This window comes from uncultured Paraglaciecola sp., assembly GCF_943787955.1.
In the GTDB taxonomy this organism is placed as follows: domain Bacteria; phylum Pseudomonadota; class Gammaproteobacteria; order Enterobacterales; family Alteromonadaceae; genus Paraglaciecola.
In genome coordinates, this window is record NZ_CALSOK010000010.1 from 223,164 (window position 1) to 238,587 (window position 15,424).

Below are 15,424 nucleotides of genomic sequence, written 5' to 3' on the forward strand. Positions count from 1 at the left end.
ACCTAAATTATTGATCGCTAATGATTCTATTAGCTAGGTTTATTTGTTTTTTCAATCCAATTGTTGACCATTCTTTCTAATACTGGCAAAGGCACAGAGCCACCACCTAACACCACATCATGAAAGTCCTTGATATCAAACCTTTCACCTAGTGCTTGTTGGGCTTTTGCGCGCAATTTCAATATTTCTAACATGCCAATTTTGTAACCCGTAGCCTGACTCGGCCACACAAAATAACGCTGTACTTCTGAGATGATTTGACCTTCTGAAATAGGCGAGTTTTGTTTGAAATAGTCAATGGCTTGCTGCTCTGTCCAACCCTTGGAATGAATGCCGGTATCAACCACTAAACGTATTGCTCGCCACATCTCAGTGACTAGGCGACCAAAGTCCGAGTATGGCGTGTTATAGGCACCCATTTCCTTAGCCAGTAATTCAGAATACAAGGCCCAGCCCTCAATATAAGCGATGAAAAATGCTTGAGTACGAAATTTAGGTACGCCTTTTAGTTCTTGAGCGATAGATATTTGCATATGGTGGCCGGGGTTGCCTTCATGATAGGCAATGGCCTCCATTTCGTTTTTGGGCATAGCGGTCATATCTGATAAATGAGCATAATAGACGCCTGAACGAGAGCCGTCTGGTGTTCCAGGGTTATAGTGCTGCGCAGCACCAGGTTGCTCTCTAAACGCTTCAACACGTTTCACTACTAAGTCGGCTTTAGGTAATAATCCAAAGTATTCAGGTAATTTGTTTTTTATGAAGTCGAGATAGGCGGTTGAGTCATCTAAATACCCTTGGCGACCCTCATCATTGTTAGGATAGTAAAACTTCTCATTGCTAATATCACTTTTAATATATGCGAAAAATTCTTGTAAGTTACCTTTAAATTCAACTGATGTTTTAATGTCTTCCATCAAGCCTAAAATGCGCGCCACTTCACTCAAGCCAATATGATGTATTTCATTTGCTTTATAATCTGTAGTCGTCACATTAAGTAAAGCCGCATTGTAAAAGGCTTCACCATCGGGCAGAGCCCCTACACCAGTGGCTTGTTTAGCTACATTGACCAAGTCTTGTTCGAACCAAGTGATTAGATTTTCATAAGCAGGCAGAAAATGTGTGAGCAAGGCTTGTTGGGCTTGGGTTTGTAACTCTTTTGCTTTGGCCGCATCAATTTTTTTAGCATCGACTAAACCTTGAATTTCTTTTTTTAAGTCTGCTAACAATGGAGAGTCGGCTTTATTTTGGTCAAATGGTTGTCCTTGCAACAAATTTTTAGATTGCTGAATTACCCCCTCATAGGCAAACACTGGAGGGCGCACTCCTTCACTGGCGTGGATTTTTGCCCGTTCTAATAATTGAGTGATACCTCTGGCTAGTGCGGCAATACGTTTGATATAAGCGTTCATGTCAGACACATCATCAACACGATGAAAGTTAATTAAAAAGTTTGGCGTACTAGCATGTGGACCATGCATTTGCGTAAATACGTATCCCCTTCTACGATAAGGCACTTGTGCTTTCGCTGCTTCGTACTGAAAAATCCAGAGGTCATAAGAAATTTTAGCATCTTCATTTAAAGCAGTGTAATCAAAAGAGTTCTTTAACTCAGTAACAGAATCAGCCTGCCATTTTATACTTTTATCTTCAGCTGCTTCGCTGAAATCATCTAGTTCATCATAACGTTCTTTACGGCCTAAGGTCGTCAGAGTCATGGGGGATTGTAAAAGTCTTTCTTCGTACTTGCTCTCAAACCATTGATTGAGACGTTGGCTTTCTGTTAGTACCTTTTCTTGTGTAACACTTAGTCCGATGGGTGTATTGATCGCGCGCTCTTTTGCAACTTGGCCGCAAGCGGTCATCATGAGTAATGTAATAATACTTAGGTGTTTTTTCATGTGGAACCCTTATTAACTTTAAGCTGAATATTCGATTCAATAATGCTAACGCAGGATAAAACAATTAATCTTCGAATACTAAAGGAATCAAAAGTTTGCTCTTGGTACAAAATTTCATGTTGGGTATTTTTATGTCATACAATTCTCATGTTAAAATGTATGCCAATAATGATCAAAAAAAAGGCACCTTATCTGGCGCCTTCTTGTTATAAAAGTATGCTTGTTTAATATACCTATCCATGTCTTTTACCTTTCTTACCGCGCTTGTGTTTGTCGACTCTTTCTGTGGTTGCGGTTTGTTGTTCAGGTGTCATTAGGTTCCAAATGTCATGTTTGCTTTTGGTTTTTAAAATTGCCATGACCATAAAGTCGGCTTGATATTCAGTGTTCAGGGATTCCCAAGCCTCTGGGTTAAAGTTGGCACTCTGGATAAGTGCCCGTTCTGCTTGTTGATAACTTTTAAGCTTAGCTTTTACTTTTGCGCCATTTTCTTTAGCCGCAGTCTTGATGGCTTTGACGGCCGCAAGTTGATCTTCAGTAAAACCTAGCCGTTTTAGTTTTTTGTGTTCTCTTTTACTTTCAGCGCGCTTTTCCTTGCGAGAGTCTAATTGTGGTACAAATTCTGTTTGTTGAATTTCAGTTAACAAGCGCCACACTTGGTGTTTGTTGCTGGCCCGTTGTAGTGCTTTTTCTTGCATTAAAGCTTGGCGCTGGGTAATGGCACTTTCTACAGCTGTTCGATCCCATTCAGTCGATTCTATAATGCTGTGCAACTCTGTTCTAAGGGCCTTATCAACAGTCTTGAACATGTTTCTGTCTTCACGGGATTGTTTGAAAATTTGTCTGATATCTTGCTTTTGTGTACTGGTTAGCGATAACTCAGATAATATTTGACGCATACCATCACATTTTTGATGATGCCCTTTTTTAGCTATTGCAGGTACAGCGATGGCAAGGGCTAGACAAAGTGCAATAGGCGTAAGTGCAATAGGCGAAAGTGCAATAGGCGAAAGTGCAATAGGTGTAAGTGCTGTTTTTATTACGTCAGTAAATTTTGACATTTTTTTATCCTCTTTATGAATCCCTAATAAGTCTAGCGAATGCAATGCAAAGAAACGCAAAGGAAGTGTAAAGCTTGTGTAAATACACCATGCCCGACAATATGCTCTAAGTTATAGTGTACCAAGTGTTAATTATATAGGAGGGAACATATGTCGTCTAAAAACATATTATTGATCGATATAGTGTGAATGACAGAAGATGATGGTATTGGGATTGATGAAAATCAGTTAAGTAGAATATGTGAAGCCTTTTATCGCGAATCTACTGCACGAGATAGGAATAGTGGCGGAGTAGGGTTCGGTTTGGCCATTGCAAAACATGCTATAAATAAACATATAGGTTTTATTCAGGCAAGCACAACACGCCCCAAGGTGGATTGCTTGTTAAAATATCCATACCTTTCACAAAGCCATGAATAGCATTTAAGCAAATGTATTAATCATAACTTCATCTTAAAAAGTGTTGAACGCTTTGATTAATAATATTGTTACCTAGTATGACAGCCGCGGCTCTGTTGAATAACAAACTCATAATGTGGGTAAACGTTTTATCAATCCTGCATTATGGATTAAATTACAACAGTATAATGTGAGTAGCCTGTCGAAGACTTAGACTGCAATTGGTATAAGCGGCACATTTAGCATAGAGTTTTGATTTTTATTGCATACGACACACATTTACGGTTATATTTTTGATTGTAGTTTGGGGAATGAGGCAACACATGTTAGTTGAGCGGATCATGAGTAAACCGGTGGTATCTGTTACATTGGATGACACTTTGCGCACGGTTAAACAAATTTTTGTAAATGCTAAGTTTCACCATTTACTCGTAGTAGAAAATGGGAAGTTGTATGGTGTGATTTCAGATCGTGATTTGCTCAAGTCAATTAGTCCTTTTATTGATACAATTCAAGCAACTGCACATGATCAGTTTACTTTGGATATAAAGGTTCACCAAATCATGAACCGAAAGCCTATTACCTTGAAGCACTCAGCTGATGTGTATGAGGCAATTAGTCTATTCAATAAACACAATATTTCCTGCATTCCAGTCGTAAATGAAAAAGGTGCCCCAATTGGCATTATTAGTTGGCGCGATATCCTTAGGACAATTGAAACCAACCACAACAAAAAACTCAGTCAAGCCAAATAAGCCGACTTTAGTCATTGCTTTATAAATAATGAGTACTAGTTTGCGGCACGTATTTCATATCGAATTTCAAGGTAGGTTTCTTATATGTCTCACTTTACCCTTTGCTCTGAAGATAACTTAGCATCAAAGTATGTCACCGCTATTCAACCTTTTTGGCAAGAGACGGTTCAACACGGAAACTTTGATGGGGTTGAGGAACCGGGGGAAATGGAAAAAGTAGCTATTGCATACGCTTACGCACTGCATCCTCAGGCACTTGGAGCTGTGGTGATTTCATCAGGGCGTATCGAAAGTTTAATTAAGTATAAGGAGGTAGTGTACGACTTCTATCAAAATGGATATTCGGTATTTATTCATGACCATAGAGGGCAGGGTCTGTCAGGGCGTATGTTAGACAATTCACAAATAGGCTATGTGGGAAACTTTTCTGAATATGTGGCTGATTTCAAAAAATTTATTGATGAAGTGGTCACTGAAAAAACACCACATAAACCTAAGTTGTTGTGTCATTCAATGGGCGGGACCATCGGCGCTTTGACCGTTTTACGTTATCCGGAATTATTTGAAAAGGTAGCGCTTTGTGCACCTATGTTTGGCATTCGTCCACCTTTACCTGATTGGTTAGCTAATTTACTGCTGAATTTACACGCCAGTATCAATAAAAAGAACACCTATTTTTTTGGACAAAAAAATTATGACAATCAGCCTTTTGTATCCAATGAATTAACGCACAGTGAAATCAGGTATCAACTTTTTCGTCAAGAATATCAAGCCGCACCTCAATTACAGTTAGGTGGAGTCAGCGGGCATTGGCTAAAAATGGCAGCTCAAGCAATGAACGAAGTAGAGCAATATGTGCATCGTTTTCCCATTCCCGCTTTAGTCATTCAAGCTGGAGCTGATCAAGTCGTAGATAATAAAAGGCAAAGCAGGGTAGTGGCAAAAATGGCAAATTCTAAGCTGATGGTAATTGAAGGAGCTAAGCATGAATTGTTAGAAGAGCAGGATAAATTTAGAATAATTTGTTTAACTGCAATTTTAAACTTTTTTAGATGATAGCTCTCAAGATGATAGCTCTCAAGATGATAGCTCTCAAGATGATAGCTATCAAAATAAGCGCAAAAGATAAAGACCCACTAAGTGTTAAACCATCTAGCTAGATTTTGTTAATATACCAACACTATAGATAACTGAAATTATAACCATGCTCGATATTGTTTTATACCAACCTGAAATACCTCCTAATACTGGTAACATTATCCGCCTATGTGCGAATACTGGTTTTGCATTACATTTAATTGAACCTCTAGGCTTTGATTGGGATGACAAAAAAGTGCGTAGGGCGGGGTTGGATTATCACGAGTTTGCTAACGTACAACGTTATCCAAATATTGACACTTATATTCAAGTTCGACAGCCTAAAAGAATTTTTGCATGCACAACCAAAGGCAAGGCGTTCTTTGCCAAAGCTAAGTATCAAGCAGGGGATGCATTGTTGTTTGGGCCCGAAACCCGAGGCCTACCCGATGAGATTATTGAATCTCTGCCACCCGAGCAGCGAGTACGTATTCCTATGCTGGCACAAAGTCGTAGCATGAACTTATCGAATGCAGTGTCAGTGTTTGTGTATGAAGCTTGGCGGCAATTAGAATTTGATGGCGCGGTGTAAAAGATAATCAGGAGCTTTCTTTTGAAGCTCCCTTATTCCTTAAATAAATGCGAATGCATCGCCAAACAAAGACGTTATCGGTAATCCTTGTTTAACGAAATCATCACGTACCACTTTTGCCATCTCAAAACGTCCAGCCACGTAAACTTGATAAGTGCTCATGTCTTGAATGTCCTCAAGCACAGCTTGATGTACCCACCCTGTTTTGCCTGCCCAATCCTTTTCTGGAAGCTCTACCACTGGGATGAAGGTAAAAAAAGGATGTTTTTTGGCAAGAGAGCAAAGTTCGTTAAAGGCATACATGTCATTAATCGTACGTGTTCCCCAATACAAAATTACCGGGGCTATTAACGGTTTGTGTAGAAGTTGCTGCAATATAGATAAGGTATACGAAAATCCAGTACCGCCAGCCAACAAAATAGTAGATTGTGCAGTGGGTTGATTAAGATAGGCTTCCCCTAATCCCCCCTCAACTTTTATCTGTGAATCTTTCATCATTCTTTCTAAAACTTGCCCAGCATAATGATTGCCTGGTTCAGCTCCAATATGTAATTCAATAGTACCATCTGCACGAGGCGCGTTAGCTATAGAGAAGGGGCGCTTGTCATTTTCGCCCATTACTACTTGCAAATATTGACCAGCAATAAAACTCAGGGGAGAGCCAGGAATTAGTACAACACGTTTAATTGAGTCTGTAAGGGATTCAATTTTTTTTACCTTACATTGGGTTATTTGCATGGATATCTTCTGGTTAGATTAATAGGACTTGAATATGATTATTTGAAATAACCTTTGATATTCATCTGTTTGAGCTTTAGGCTCAGTAGAGGATTATAAACATATGACTGATTTTATACGAGTCGTAATTAACTGAAAATACTAGGTTTTGGTGGAAGTTCTATAATTGAATGCTTTGTTCCGCTTAAACCTAATATAAGCCCGCTCTGTGCACGGGAATTAAGTGCATAATTTATGAGGAATAAACATGACATTTTCGTCTGATATGGTTGCAGAACTTAACTTATTATTGAAATTTCCTAACAAAAGTTTGATGCAAGGTTTGAAAATTCACAATGACGCAGAACCAATGGTGATTGATGCTGCGAAGAGATTATTTGAAAAAGGTATCGTAACGTTACCTGATGGGGGATATTTAACCGACTTAGGCCATGATTTGTTTGAGCATGCCTTGGTTATAAAAATGGCGTTAACACATAAATAGAAAGTGGCCAAACAGTTGGTAACATAATAATTGGTCTTGCACATGGTTAGGGTTTAATGACCCTCAACCATTTATAAAAACCATTTTATTGCCGATATAGAGAAATAGTAAAATTCAGATGATTTTTATGCGCTTATTCAAATCTTTATCATTAGTCTGTTGTGTCTTATTATTTGTTGCTTCTACCAAAGCAGATGATGAAATTAAAGCTGTCCAGCTTTATTCACAGGATGAGTTACTGGACCTAATTAATAAAAATGAACATTTGAGCCGTGTGGTGTCAGATAATTGTCAGTTGGTGCAGGATATTCAGGCACGGGCGGAAGTACTCAAAATTCCTAGTTATCAGTTTTTGTGGGGCGACATGCTCGCTTGGGGAGTCTGCGTTGACGCAGAGCCCGATCGGGGCATAAATTTTATGCATCAAGCTGCTGAGCAAGGTCTCCCGTCTGGATTGGAGCAATTAGGTCGTTATTATTCTCAAGGTAAACTGGTCCAACAGGATAAAGAAAGAGCAGTCGTTTTTTTACGTGAGGCCTCTGTTCTTGGACACTTAAGGGCACAGATTCAATTGGCAGAATTATTTATTGAGGGGTATGGCAGTCCCTATGATTATGAAGACGCTTATCACTGGTTGTACAATGCAATTACCGCAGATAAACCCACTCACCGTAAAATTGCAAGCTGTATGCAAGGCTTAGAAAAACTGATGCACCCCAAAGCAATACGTAAGGCTAAAAGGCCCCTTAACTCTTAATTACAATCGGCTGCGGCTTCTGATTGTGAATAAAACACTGTGGAACCACTCGGACGCGATAAGAAAATAAGGTGTTTTCTGAAAAGAACATGTTGTTACCTTGAAACCATACTAATTCAAGCTTTCAATACTTATCGGAGGGAATGGTATACGACTCAACTTTATAGCCTTGTTTTAAGGCGTGTTCATTATATAGTTCACAACGTCTCTCATTATGGTAAATGTGTCGCCACATTATGAGACGTCTCCGTCATCGCCCCTAGATTGCCAAAACATTCGTTAAATCTCGTTTCGCCTAAAATACTCACACACTTAAGGCAGTTTTACCCAAAAAAGCATGGAGGTGAGTTTAATCGATTTCTTCACGATTTTGGGCGTTATAGTATTTTGCATTTAAAGTGCTTAGGTATGCTGTATTGTATGTGTTTTCGCTTCACAAATCTTTACTCCGTGCACAACACACTTCACTAGGGTTGAGGCGCAGTGCGCGATTTCATGAATAAAAACCTTGAATTGTTTGCTGAAGTTAGAGCGGACAAAAGATGGAAATAGTCATGGGTCAAAGGTGCAGTGAATGAATGGGCTATGAGTGAATTAGTTTTACTAATACAGTTTCTGTTAAAAAATCTTATTTGGGCTGCTCATTTAGTTATACTGCATGATTATATTTATTAGTTAGGAATTTCCTCGCCCTATGAGCGACGACCCATTTTACCAACGCGAAAAAGAAAAATACGAAAAGCCGGTTGCTAGCCGTGAATATTTACTCGAACTTTTAGTCGAAGCTAAAAAGCCTTTGTCTTTCATAGAGTTTTGTCAGTTGCTTGATGCAAAAGATGAGGACAGTCGCATTGGCATTCAGCGTCGCCTCCGAGCTATGGAGCGTGAAGGGCAAGTTGAGTTCAATCGTGACAAAAAGTATGCAAAGCTTAAAACAGAGGATCTTATTCAAGGCCGAGTAATTGGGCATCGTGATGGTTTTGGTTTTTTAAAACGCGATGATGGTGAAAAAGACTTATTTATTCATAATGCACAAATGTCTACTGTGTTTCATGGTGATAGGGTGCTTGTAAAAGAAAGTGGCACAGATAACCGTGGCAGACGAGAAGCCAGAATTGCCAAAATTGTCGAGCCTCGCACTGAACCCATAGTGGGTCGATACTTTTTTGAAAATAATGTGGGGGTAGTAATTCCCGATGATAGCCGCATTAACCACGAGATTATGATACCCAAAGAACAAACCAACGGTGCTCGTCAAGGGCATATTGTTGTCGTTGAAATTATTCAGCGTCCTCGTAAACGTGTAAACGCTATAGGTAAAATTATTGAAGTGTTGGGTGAACATATGGCGCCCGGCATGGAAATTGATATGGCGCTGCGTACTTTTGATATTCCTCATCATTGGCCAAAAGGTGTCGACAGGCAAACGAAGGGATTAAATGAACAAGTCCCTGAGGAAGCGAAGGAAGGTCGCATTGATCTCAGACAGTTACCGCTTGTCACCATTGATGGTGAAGATGCTCGAGATTTTGACGATGCCGTTTTTTGTGAACCCTTAGACGAAGGTGGTTGGCAATTATGGGTGGCGATAGCCGATGTCAGTTATTATGTGCGCCCGGGTACAGCACTTGATAGTGAAGCACAAAATCGTGGTAATTCTGTGTATTTTCCCGAACAAGTTATTCCCATGTTGCCAGAAGCGTTGTCTAACGGTCTATGTTCATTAAATCCTCAAGTTGACCGATTATGCATGGTGTGTGAAATGATTATCAGCAAAACAGGTAAGCTGCTGGAACATCAATTTTACGAAGCGGTAATGAACTCTAAGGCAAGGTTAACCTATACAAAAGTGTGGGACCTCTTAAAAGAGCAGGGAGCACAAGGTCACCCCGAACTGCACAAACGTTATGCTGAACAATTGCCTCACCTTAAAAATTTACACGAGATGTACCGTGCTTTGAAACGCACACGTAATCAACGTGGTGCGATTGAGTTTGAAACGCAAGAAAGCAAATTTGTATTTAACGCTCAACGTAAAATAGATAATATTGTGCCGGTTACCCGCAATGATGCGCATAAGCTAATTGAAGAATGTATGATTTTGGCAAATGTGTCTGCTGCGCAAACGTTAACTAAAAATAAAGCTGAAGCGTTGTATCGTATTCATGATGAGCCTGATACTGATCGTTTAGGCGCATTTTTGTCGTACCTGGGTGAAGTGGGGATCACTCATAAAATTGGCAGTGACGTATCTCCGCAAGATTTCACTGATGTGATTGAAAAGATTCAAGCTAGAGCTGACCAAGAACTTATCCAAACCATGTTGTTACGCTCGATGAAACAAGCGGTATACGATCATGAAAACATCGGCCATTTTGGTTTGGCATTAGAGGCTTATGCACATTTCACCTCCCCCATCCGTCGCTATCCTGACTTGGTGGTGCATCGCGCCCTAAAAGGCATAATCAATAAACAACATCAACAAAAGAGTCAATCAGGCGGCAAAGCCTATACTGCAGATGAAGTGGAGACGTTAGGTGAGCAGTGCTCGATGACAGAACGCCGTGCTGACGATGCCACTAGAGACGTGTCTGATTGGCTTAAATGTGAATTTATGCTCGATCATGTGGGCGATGTGTTTGAAGGTGTGATTGCTTCAGTGACTAACTTTGGTTTTTTTGTGCGTTTGAGCGAATTCCATATTGATGGTTTAGTGCATATTACGGCTTTAGAAAAAGACTATTTCCGCTATGACGAAGTTAAGCAGCATTTAATTGGTGAGAGCTTTGGTACGGTTTACCGATTAGGCGATCCTGTCGAAGTTAAAGTCGCTTCAGTTAACTTAGATGAACGAAAAATAGACTTTTTATTGGACGGGGTTGAAGGCAAAAATATTAAAAAAACTGCGGGAAGGAAACCTTCTAGGTCAAAAAAGTCAGAGCCAAATAAAAAAAGCACAGATGCTAAACCCACTTCCGCCACCAAACCCACTAAAAAGCCAGCGACTAGAAAAAGCCGCACTCCATCTAAAACTAAGTCTGCTCGAAGTAAGCCGGCAAGTACTTCAAGAAAGGGAAAAAGTTAATATGGCTCAACAAGAATGGTTATATGGTATCCACGCCATTGAATCAATTATCCTGCGTGAACCTGAGCGTTTAATTGAACTCTTTGTATTGAAAGGCCGAGATGATAAAAGCATTCACGACATCGTTAGCCAAGCAAGAAGCTTTGGGACTTCTGTGCAATTTTGTCAGCGTAAAACATTAGATGACAAGGTAGACGGTGGGCAACATCAAGGTGTAGTCGCAAAAGTTAAACCTGCTAAGCAATATAATGAAAATGACTTAGCCTTAATTGTAGAGTCAAGTAAATTACCCTTTTTGCTAATATTGGATGGCGTGACTGATCCTCATAATTTGGGGGCTTGCTTACGTACTGCCGATGCTGCCGGTGTGGATGCGGTGGTGGTACCTAAAGATAAATCTGCAGCTTTAACACCAGTGGTGCGAAAAGTGGCCTGCGGCGCAGCTGATGTTATTCCTTTAGTTCAAGTCACTAACCTCGCTAGAACCTTGCGAGACTTGCAAGACGCTGGAGTGTGGATAGTCGGCACATCAGGGGAAGCAGAAAATAATATCTACGATTGCAAATTTAATGGGCCAATGGCCCTTGTAATGGGCGCTGAGGGTAAAGGGATGCGCCGTTTAACCCGTGAGCATTGTGACGAGCTGATCAAACTGCCTATGGCAGGCTCTGTTTCAAGCCTTAATGTCTCGGTCGCGACTGGTGTGTGTCTCTATGAGATGGTTAGACAACGCATCTAACACACTCCTGCTTGCCGATTTTAAGTTCCAAACGCTGACTCGGGTTTATTTTCAATATTTTAATTAATTCCATCAAAGAATTCAGGCGGCAATTTTATGTTGTTGCTTGTATTCTTATCGGTATGTCTATCATAGGAAGTAAATAGTCTACCTCGTCTTGGCTTCTCAAATGCTCAACGTTTATAGCCGCTTTTGCTCAGATTTTAATCCAAGTTGTTATTAAACGGCTGAAAGCGCAAACATAAAACAGTCTTTGTATTATTTTTTTATCTGTATTTTATAGACTCACCTTGTTTCTCAAGGCGCTTCAAATTGTTCTCGTTTTTTAACCCTCGAGTAGTGTGTTTTATCGCGATTGGGAAAGGTTTAGGTTCCCCAAAACTCGCCCTGCCTAATAAATGTACTCGCCATTAGACTGACATCCAATAATTGTGAGTGACTACTGAGCTAGCACTGGTGAGTTTGTGTTTATCGCCTATGCTCAAAAGGATGTGAAGTTATCGTATTTATCTGAAATGCGCACTAAAACAAGAACTACAGCCAGCACTGGTGCCCAAATCTTTAATAGCATTAATAAGAAAACTTGATCTGTAACAATAGTTTTAACAGTGCTGAGATAGATAATCTATTGGGTTTATGAAATTGAGATTCATAGCCTAACGGATGGTTTGTGGTCAAACAGGGATAAGGTGAATGCAGGGGATATTATGAGCAAAAAAAAAGTCGCTAACAGGCCTGTAAATAATATAGACAAAGTGTCACCCAAAGTTAGCCGCGTGTCTGAGAATGAGATGTCTGCAAATAAAAATTTTCATATTGTCGGTATAGGAGCGTCAGCGGGGGGATTAAGAGCCTTTGAGGAATTTTTCAAAGGGATACCAGTCAAGGCTGATATTAATATGGCTTTTGTTCTCGTGCAGCATTTGGCACCTGATCACAAGAGTATTCTTGCCGAGCTCATTAGCCGATATACATCTATGCAGGTATTTGAAGTAGAGGACGGCATGAAAGTGCAGGCAAACTGCATTTATATCATTCCCCCCAAATTTGACATGGCCTTTTGCAACGGCACCTTGGAGTTACTGGACCCCATCGCTCCTCATGGGCAACGTTTACCCATTGATTTTTTCTTCCATTCACTCGCTCATGATCAGCAAGAGCGGTCCATTGGCCTTGTGTTTTCGGGCACTGGTAGTGATGGTACTCTGGGGATCCGGGCGATCAAGGGGGTAGGAGGGATGGTCATGGTGCAATCCCCCGAGACTGCAGAATTTGATGGCATGATTAAAAGCGCCATTGCGACAAGGATGGTCGATTATCAGTTGTCTCCTGCTGATATGGGGGTTCAACTTATTGCCTACGTTAAGCATATTTATAATAAAATGCCCCGTCGCTCCATTATTAATGAATCATATAACAACAGCGCCTTAAAAAAGATTTTTGTTCTGCTGCGCAACCATACCAGTCATGACTTTTCTCAATACAAACTAAGTACGATTAACCGTCGTATTGAGCGACGATTAGCGGTTCACCAGATCAAGGATATCAATAATTATGTGCTATTTTTACAACGCACACCCAAGGAAATTGATGCCTTATTTTATGACCTCCTTATCGGTGTGACCCATTTTTTCCGTGACGCACAGGCTTTTATGGATCTCGAAAAGCATGTCATTCCCCAACTCTTTGCTGATGCGTCAGCAGATAATCTAATTCGAGTTTGGTGTGTGGGCTGTTCCACTGGCGAGGAGGCCTATTCTGTTGCTATCCTCTTGCGGGAGCACATGGAGCGAATCAAGAAAGATTATAAGGTGCAGCTTTTCGCTACCGATATTGACAATCGTGCTATTACCACCGCCCGGACGGGGTGTTATCCCGCTAGCGCAGTAAAGGACATATCACCAGAACGTCTGCAGCGCTTCTTCGCGGTTGAAAAGGAAGGCACTACCTATCGCATCACTAAGGTGATCCGCGACATGCTGATCTTCTCAAAACAGGATGTCATCAAAGACCCTCCTTTCTCAAAGCTGGATTTACTCTGTTGTCGAAATCTGTTGATCTATCTGAATATGGAGCTACAGGAGAAGTTGATCTCTCTCTTCCACTTTGCACTTAGGCCCGGTGGCGTTTTAATGCTAGGGACTTCTGAGGGGGTGGGTAAAGCCCATGCAATGTTTGAGGTAATGAACCGTAAGCAAAAACTGTTTCAGCGTAAAGATAATAATTTTGGCATGGCCCAATTGGCCTATCATGATTATGTAAGTATCCCGCACAACAAAAAAAACAACATTGATAAGCAACCCATCCCTAGCTCACACACATCTCTCCGTGAACTCACCGAAAGAACCTTAATCAACAAGCTTGCACCGGCTAGCGTATTGTTTAAGGCCAACGGCGACATTCTTTATCTTCATGGGAAAAGCGGCGCTTTTCTAGAACTCCTTCCTGGTGAAGTCATAATTAACAATGTCCTGAAAATGGCCAAAGAGGGCCTTCGCTATCAGCTTAAGGAGGCACTGCATATTGCAGTGAATACCAAAGACATCGTGCGATGCTCTAATCTTAAAGTGAAGAACAATGACCATTTTCAGCACTTCAATATGACTCTCTGCCCGGTGATAGTGGATGCGAGCTTATCATTGGATTTGTACCTGTATCTGATGCTTATGGAAGACCAGCCATCAGAACAGGAGGCAATAAACCCAAATAAGACCAAACCCGCTAAATCCAAGACAGTTAACAGCAATGACTCTGAGCAGGTATTGCGCATCAAGGAATTGCAGGGTGAACTGCGCAGTAAAAACGAATACCTGCAAGTCACTGAGGAACAATTAGAGACGGCCAACGAAGAGCTGAAGTCCTCCAATGAAGAAATGCAGTCGATCAACGAGGAATTGCAATCTACTAATGAAGAGTTGGAAACGTCTAATGAAGAGTTGGAAACGTCTAAAGAAGAATTGCAGTCAATTAATGAGGAATTGGGCACGGTTAATAGCGAGTTACAGACTAAAGTGCTCGATCTGTCGATTGCTAACAACGACATGAATAACTTGCTGGCTGGGACCCGTATAGCCACAATATTTGTCGACCAGCGATTGCGGATCCTGCGCTTCACCCCCACTGCCCATATTATTATCAACCTGCTTGCCAGCGATGTTGGCCGCCCAGTAGGACATATTGCCTCTAACCTAATCGGCTATAAAAGTCTCGTCTCTGACATTCAGAACGTGCTGGATACCCTGAATTCCAAAAAAATAGAAGTGCAAACCGTCAATAACGACTGGTACGCCATGAATATGCAGCCTTATCGTACCCTTGACAATATTATTGAGGGAGCTGTGATCAGTTTTATCGACATTACCAAGGTTAAAAAAATACAGCTCGAGTTGCAGGACTCAGAGACCAAGTTACGCTGTTTATTCGACAATGTGCCCTTCGGAGTGGCTTATCATGCCATGATCTATGACAGCCAAGGCAATGCCCTTGATTACCGCTTCCTCGACACGAATGAAAGCTATCAAACACTCACCGGCATCAACCCAAAGGGGAAGACTGCAAGAGAAGCCATTCCAGGGATTGAAAACGCTCCCTTTGACTGGCTAGCCATATTCGACCAGGTAGTCAGCACAGGCAAGAGTGCTCGATTCGAAAAGCGTCTGTGGCCCAGCAATATTTTGTGTGACTGTCTCGTTTTCCGGTATAAGCCAGAACACTTCATGACTGTTTTCATTAATATTACTCAGCGAAAACAAGCCGAAGAAGCACTGGCAAATAGCAAAGCTCAGATACAGCAACTTAGTTCCGCTGCCCCAGTTATAAAGGATTGAATCTTTATC

The 15,424-nt window shown here is 41.0% G+C and carries 12 protein-coding genes; 9 read left to right on the forward strand and 3 right to left on the reverse strand.

From position 1 onward, the window contains the following. Positions 1-29 precede the first annotated feature (29 nt). Positions 30-1,901, reverse strand: a complete 1,872-nt coding sequence (locus tag Q0Y52_RS08700) for a DUF885 family protein (protein ID WP_297820669.1) — start codon at positions 1,899-1,901, stop codon at positions 30-32. Between the two features lie 233 nt (positions 1,902-2,134). Further along, positions 2,135-2,962 carry a Spy/CpxP family protein refolding chaperone gene (locus Q0Y52_RS08705; RefSeq protein ID WP_297820671.1) on the reverse strand — a complete coding sequence of 276 codons (828 nt, stop codon included), beginning with the start codon at positions 2,960-2,962 and terminating at the stop codon, positions 2,135-2,137. Positions 2,963-3,151: 189 nt separating this feature from the next. Between Q0Y52_RS08705 and Q0Y52_RS08710 the strand changes: the two genes are divergently transcribed. The 4 genes from Q0Y52_RS08710 to trmL all read left to right on the forward strand — a co-directional run bounded on the left by Q0Y52_RS08710 (position 3,152) and on the right by trmL (position 5,785). Next, on the forward strand, positions 3,152-3,382 hold the full coding sequence (locus Q0Y52_RS08710) for an ATP-binding protein (protein WP_297820673.1): 231 nt from the start codon (positions 3,152-3,154) through the stop codon (positions 3,380-3,382). A 302-nt stretch (positions 3,383-3,684) separates the two neighbouring features. Beyond that, positions 3,685-4,116, forward strand: coding sequence for a CBS domain-containing protein (locus tag Q0Y52_RS08715; RefSeq protein WP_297821489.1), 432 nt, complete (start codon positions 3,685-3,687; stop codon positions 4,114-4,116). Positions 4,117-4,200: 84 nt separating this feature from the next. Beyond that, positions 4,201-5,172 (forward strand): alpha/beta fold hydrolase, encoded by a 972-nt coding sequence (locus tag Q0Y52_RS08720; protein ID WP_297820675.1) that lies wholly within the window; start codon positions 4,201-4,203, stop codon positions 5,170-5,172. 148 nt (positions 5,173-5,320) lie between these two features. Next, on the forward strand, positions 5,321-5,785 hold the full coding sequence (trmL, locus tag Q0Y52_RS08725) for a tRNA (uridine(34)/cytosine(34)/5-carboxymethylaminomethyluridine(34)-2'-O)-methyltransferase TrmL (RefSeq protein ID WP_297820676.1): 465 nt from the start codon (positions 5,321-5,323) through the stop codon (positions 5,783-5,785). A gap of 39 nt (positions 5,786-5,824) precedes the next feature. Here the strand turns inward: trmL and fre are convergent, their stop codons facing one another. Then, complete coding sequence (gene fre / locus Q0Y52_RS08730; RefSeq protein ID WP_297820678.1) at positions 5,825-6,523, reverse strand: NAD(P)H-flavin reductase; 699 nt, start codon at positions 6,521-6,523, stop codon at positions 5,825-5,827. A 247-nt stretch (positions 6,524-6,770) separates the two neighbouring features. On the opposite strand from fre, the gene Q0Y52_RS08735 reads away from it, so the two are divergent. The 5 genes from Q0Y52_RS08735 to Q0Y52_RS08755 all read left to right on the forward strand — a co-directional run bounded on the left by Q0Y52_RS08735 (position 6,771) and on the right by Q0Y52_RS08755 (position 15,415). Beyond that, positions 6,771-7,007 (forward strand): TIGR02647 family protein, encoded by a 237-nt coding sequence (locus Q0Y52_RS08735; RefSeq protein ID WP_297820680.1) that lies wholly within the window; start codon positions 6,771-6,773, stop codon positions 7,005-7,007. A gap of 127 nt (positions 7,008-7,134) precedes the next feature. Then, positions 7,135-7,764 carry a tetratricopeptide repeat protein gene (locus tag Q0Y52_RS08740; RefSeq protein WP_297820682.1) on the forward strand — a complete coding sequence of 210 codons (630 nt, stop codon included), beginning with the start codon at positions 7,135-7,137 and terminating at the stop codon, positions 7,762-7,764. 694 nt (positions 7,765-8,458) lie between these two features. Continuing rightward, positions 8,459-10,849 (forward strand): ribonuclease R, encoded by a 2,391-nt coding sequence (gene rnr / locus Q0Y52_RS08745; RefSeq protein WP_297820684.1) that lies wholly within the window; start codon positions 8,459-8,461, stop codon positions 10,847-10,849. A 1-nt stretch (position 10,850) separates the two neighbouring features. Further along, positions 10,851-11,588, forward strand: a complete 738-nt coding sequence (rlmB, locus tag Q0Y52_RS08750) for a 23S rRNA (guanosine(2251)-2'-O)-methyltransferase RlmB (RefSeq protein ID WP_297820686.1) — start codon at positions 10,851-10,853, stop codon at positions 11,586-11,588. Positions 11,589-12,295: 707 nt separating this feature from the next. Continuing rightward, positions 12,296-15,415 carry a CheR family methyltransferase gene (locus Q0Y52_RS08755; RefSeq protein WP_297820688.1) on the forward strand — a complete coding sequence of 1,040 codons (3,120 nt, stop codon included), beginning with the start codon at positions 12,296-12,298 and terminating at the stop codon, positions 15,413-15,415. Positions 15,416-15,424: the final 9 nt, after the last annotated feature.